The organism is Actinomycetota bacterium (assembly GCA_040755895.1).
Classification (GTDB): Bacteria; Actinomycetota; Aquicultoria; order Subteraquimicrobiales; family Subteraquimicrobiaceae; genus Subteraquimicrobium.
In genome coordinates, this window is the sequence record JBFMAG010000033.1 from 1 (window position 1) to 3,653 (window position 3,653).

General features: G+C 48.9%; 6 protein-coding genes. All 6 read left to right on the plus strand.

The genetic code is table 11. The features are described 5' to 3' along the window. Positions 1–130: 130 nt before the first annotated feature. Positions 131–316: a hypothetical protein gene (locus AB1466_01540; protein ID MEW6188784.1), complete on the plus strand. Its 186-nt coding sequence runs from the start codon at positions 131–133 to the stop codon at positions 314–316. Continuing rightward, complete coding sequence (locus tag AB1466_01545) at positions 313–1,260, plus strand: AAA family ATPase (GenBank protein ID MEW6188785.1); 948 nt, start codon at positions 313–315, stop codon at positions 1,258–1,260. Before AB1466_01540 ends, AB1466_01545 begins: the two co-directional genes overlap by 4 nt. A 9-nt stretch (positions 1,261–1,269) precedes the next feature. Beyond that, the gene (locus AB1466_01550; protein ID MEW6188786.1) at positions 1,270–1,539 is read left to right on the plus strand and encodes a hypothetical protein; all 270 of its coding nucleotides are present in this window, start codon (positions 1,270–1,272) and stop codon (positions 1,537–1,539) included. Then, positions 1,536–1,769, plus strand: a complete 234-nt coding sequence (locus tag AB1466_01555; GenBank protein ID MEW6188787.1) for a hypothetical protein — start codon at positions 1,536–1,538, stop codon at positions 1,767–1,769. Before AB1466_01550 ends, AB1466_01555 begins: the two co-directional genes overlap by 4 nt. Before the next feature lie 72 nt (positions 1,770–1,841). Further along, positions 1,842–2,882, plus strand: coding sequence for a hypothetical protein (locus AB1466_01560; protein ID MEW6188788.1), 1,041 nt, complete (start codon positions 1,842–1,844; stop codon positions 2,880–2,882). Further along, positions 2,864–3,637 carry a hypothetical protein gene (locus AB1466_01565; protein ID MEW6188789.1) on the plus strand — a complete coding sequence of 258 codons (774 nt, stop codon included), beginning with the start codon at positions 2,864–2,866 and terminating at the stop codon, positions 3,635–3,637. Before AB1466_01560 ends, AB1466_01565 begins: the two co-directional genes overlap by 19 nt. Positions 3,638–3,653: the final 16 nt, after the last annotated feature.

Genomic DNA, 3,653 nt, shown 5'->3' on the forward strand with positions numbered 1-3,653 from the left:
GCTTTGGCTTTCGCCAAGCAATATGGTCACGAGGTCACAAAGAGGGAAGGACAAAGGGTGAGGTGCGAGGCTTATTGCAACGCCGCTCGATTTTGCCATCAATATAGGGTTTATAAAGAACGGGTGGCGCATGGTTAAAAATGAATCGAAGCCCCTTTTCATCTGCGACATCTGCGGTTTCTCAAGCGAGAACCACGAGGACATCTTGAAACACTTGATCGATTGGCACGATGTCCAACCCGAGCTCAAGGGCTTTATGGATCAAAGCGAGGATCATATAACCATAATTGAGATTGAAGGGGGTGAGAAAGGATGAAGGACTTAAGAAATGACCCTCAAGCCATCTCCCAAGTCCCTGCAACCAAAGTTTATCAGAAGGAGAAAGAAATGGCAAAGACTCCGATGCTTTCCCATTTCAAAGATTTGGTGGGAAATGATTTAGTGATGATCTATGGACCGACACGAGCCGGGAAATCCAGCCTGGCCAGAGAAATTGCAAAAGAGGTCCTTAAAAATGGGGGCAAGGTTTTTTATCTGGATACTGAAGGGTCGCTGGATTTAATGGATCGAAAGGAATTGGGACAATCATATCGTTATACCCCACTCTTTGAGGAAATCGAAAATATCGTCCGAAGACTGCCCGAACTTGATGTATTCATATTGGATTCCGTGGGCCTTCCAATATTGGGGAAATATGCCCGGGCTAATTTCAAACAAAGAGGGGAAGCCATGCTCTCCATGCACGCCCTGCTTGCGGATATCAAGGATTGGGCCCACAAGAAACAAGCCATCGCCATAGTCATCAATCAAGACAAATCGACCATCTCCCGGGAAGAGACGGAATCCGGCGAGGAGATACTGGAGCCTTTCGGGGGCAAGGGGGCCTATTTTGTCAAGGAAATCCTCCGACTGATTCCCGTAAGAAGGGATAGAAATATCACCCGTTCGCTTCTTCTGGCTCATGATTGCCGGAAACTGGGACGGGGCGCGCCCGTGGCGGAAATATCCATCACCGCCGATAGATTCGATTTCTCCTGGAAACTTAAGGAAAGGGAAGCTCCCATCGGGATACCGGAAAGCTCTTTTAAGGATTTTGAAATCCTGATAAACGAAGCCTCTACCGATGCGGATTTGGATAAAGTCAAAAACCAAATTCCGTGGGATTCGCTTTCGCCCGAACAAAAGAAAACGCTTTCAGATCTGGGCAAAGAAAAAAGAAGACAGATTAGAGAAGGAAAGACTAAGGAGGCCCCATTTTAGGGGTGGAAAATGAGAACCTTCATTGAAGAAAAAGCTCAAAGATTGCTCAACGAAAAAAACATAGAGCTATTGGAAAGTGGGCCGGGCAAAAGGAGAAAATTCAGAATAAAGGGAGACAACGATTCTTATCTTATTTTTCTTTGGTCTGATAATACCCATTATTGTAACTGTCCGGCAAGGATCGAAGAGTGTAGCCATATAAAAGCCGCAAAAATGTACCGGCCGCCCATCATCTTCCGCTTGAAAATTTTGGTTAAAAGAATCTGGAGGAGAAGATGAGAACAAAATCCGACCAACTGGTGATAGAGCGATGTGCCGGGTGCCTGAGGGTAACCGATGAGGGCTATTGCTCCGTCTGCAAATATCCCGAAGTTGCCTGGATGCACGAAAGCGGCGAGTGCCCGGGGTTCGTGGATGACGAGGAGACTTTGAGAATGAGCGAGCCATATTCCCAAGAGGAAACCACCGAAGAAGAGCGAGCCAAACTTAGTAGAGGAAACCGGGGATAATTGAGCGAAAGCCGGGTTTGGTTAAGGAGCCCAACAAGGGATGAGCGAGCCAATTGATCGGTGAGAAACCCGGTGCCGGATGAGCGGAGCCAGAGATTGAAGAGGGAAACCAACGGTATGGAGCGAGCCAGTGGTCGAAGAGGAAACCAACTGAAAGGAGCGAACAAAGGAATGTATTTCCTCACAAGGCAGGTAGACTACATCCAGAAAGTGAGACTCTCCGCCGAGCTCAGGCTGATTTCGCTTGGGAAGCAAAGGATAGAAAACTTCGTTGAGGAGGCCGAGGCCCGGCGGATGAAGTTGGTCGACCTGGCCAAGGAGAAAAGGGTGGACGAGGAGACCATACACATCCATGAGAGCCTCCTTTCCCTGGAGAGATACATCGAGGATGCCTTGAGGAGAGGGATCCCCTCCCATCCAGCCTATGACTGGTTTTCGAAGGTCAAGGGCGTGGGGGACCTAAACATCGCCAAGATAGTGCCCTTCATAGACATCAGGGAAGCGGACACGATATCCTCGCTCTGGCGGTACTGCGGCTTCGGGGTGGACTCGGAAGGAAAAGCCGAGAAAAGAAAGCCTGGAGAGAAGGTGCATTACAACACGATCCTCAAACCCATGTGCATAAGGCTCGCCATGTCCCTCATGCGGGCCAGGGGAAAATTCTATGAGTATTTTCTGAAGGAAAGGGTAAGACTCGTGGAAAGGTTCGAGTCCCAGGGAGTAAAGATAGTCCCCGCCGAACGTCTGCCCAAAGAGGGGAAAAAGAAAGTCGAAAAGGATGGCTACATCTCCGAGGGCCACGTGAAGAACATGGCCTTAAGGAAGATGATAAAGGCCTTCCTCGCCTGCCTTTGGCTGGAGTGGAGAAGGGCCGAGAATCTTCCCACACCCAAGCCTTACCCCATAGACATCTTGGGGCACACAAACGAGTTTTCACCGGAGGACTTCATCGAGGAAAACCAATCAGGAAGCCCAGATAAAAAAGAGGGGAGCCGGAAGCGAAGGAGAAACCCTACGATAAAAGAGCGAGCCAGGCCAGGACGAGGAGTCCAACATATAAAGGCAATGAGGTTCAAAAATGGAGGGGGAGAAAAATGGCACGCAGAAGGATGATGGATCCGAATTTTTGGGGAAACGAAAAGGTGGCAAAATGGAACTTTCGGCAACGATTGCTCTTTCTTGGACTCGTTTCAAACGCGGATGATGAAGGAAGGTTGACCGGACATCCCGATTTCCTTCGTGGTACGATCTTTCCATACGACAATGTCAAGCAAACCACGATCGCACGAGATTTGGAGCAGCTTCGTTTGAGCGGTTCAATAATTCTCTATAAGAACTCTAACCGTTCATACATCCAGATCACGAATTGGCACAAATACCAGCGGATTAATAGACCAAAGCCCTCAAAAATTCCCCCCCCGAATCATGAAAATTTCAAGAATCATTCCGAGACTCGTCACGAAAAAAACATGATCGATTCAGAAAATTTGAAAAAAAATTCATGCCTAAAAAGAAAAGAAAGGAAAGAAAAAGAAGGGGAAAAAGAAAAAGAATTCCGCATAGCGGACCGAAGAAATGAATCGGTCACAGAAGCCTTCGGATTTGAGGTATCCACTCAGACGCTTTTGGCCGAGTTCATCTCCTCCTGCAGGGAAAGACCGCCGAAAAGATTCATCGGCCACCTATCCAGGGAGATCAAGTGTGCCCTGCAGGAAAGGGCGCCCCCCGTGGTCTTGAGGCGGGCGCTCCAGAAGCTGCGAAGAAAGGGCCTAAGTCCGGCGACCCTTCCCTCGCTGATCTTCGAGATCCAGAACAGGGAGGAAGATGTGCCCAAGGCCTGGCACCACCTTCGGAGGTATCTGCAATGACTAAGGAGGATGTGGC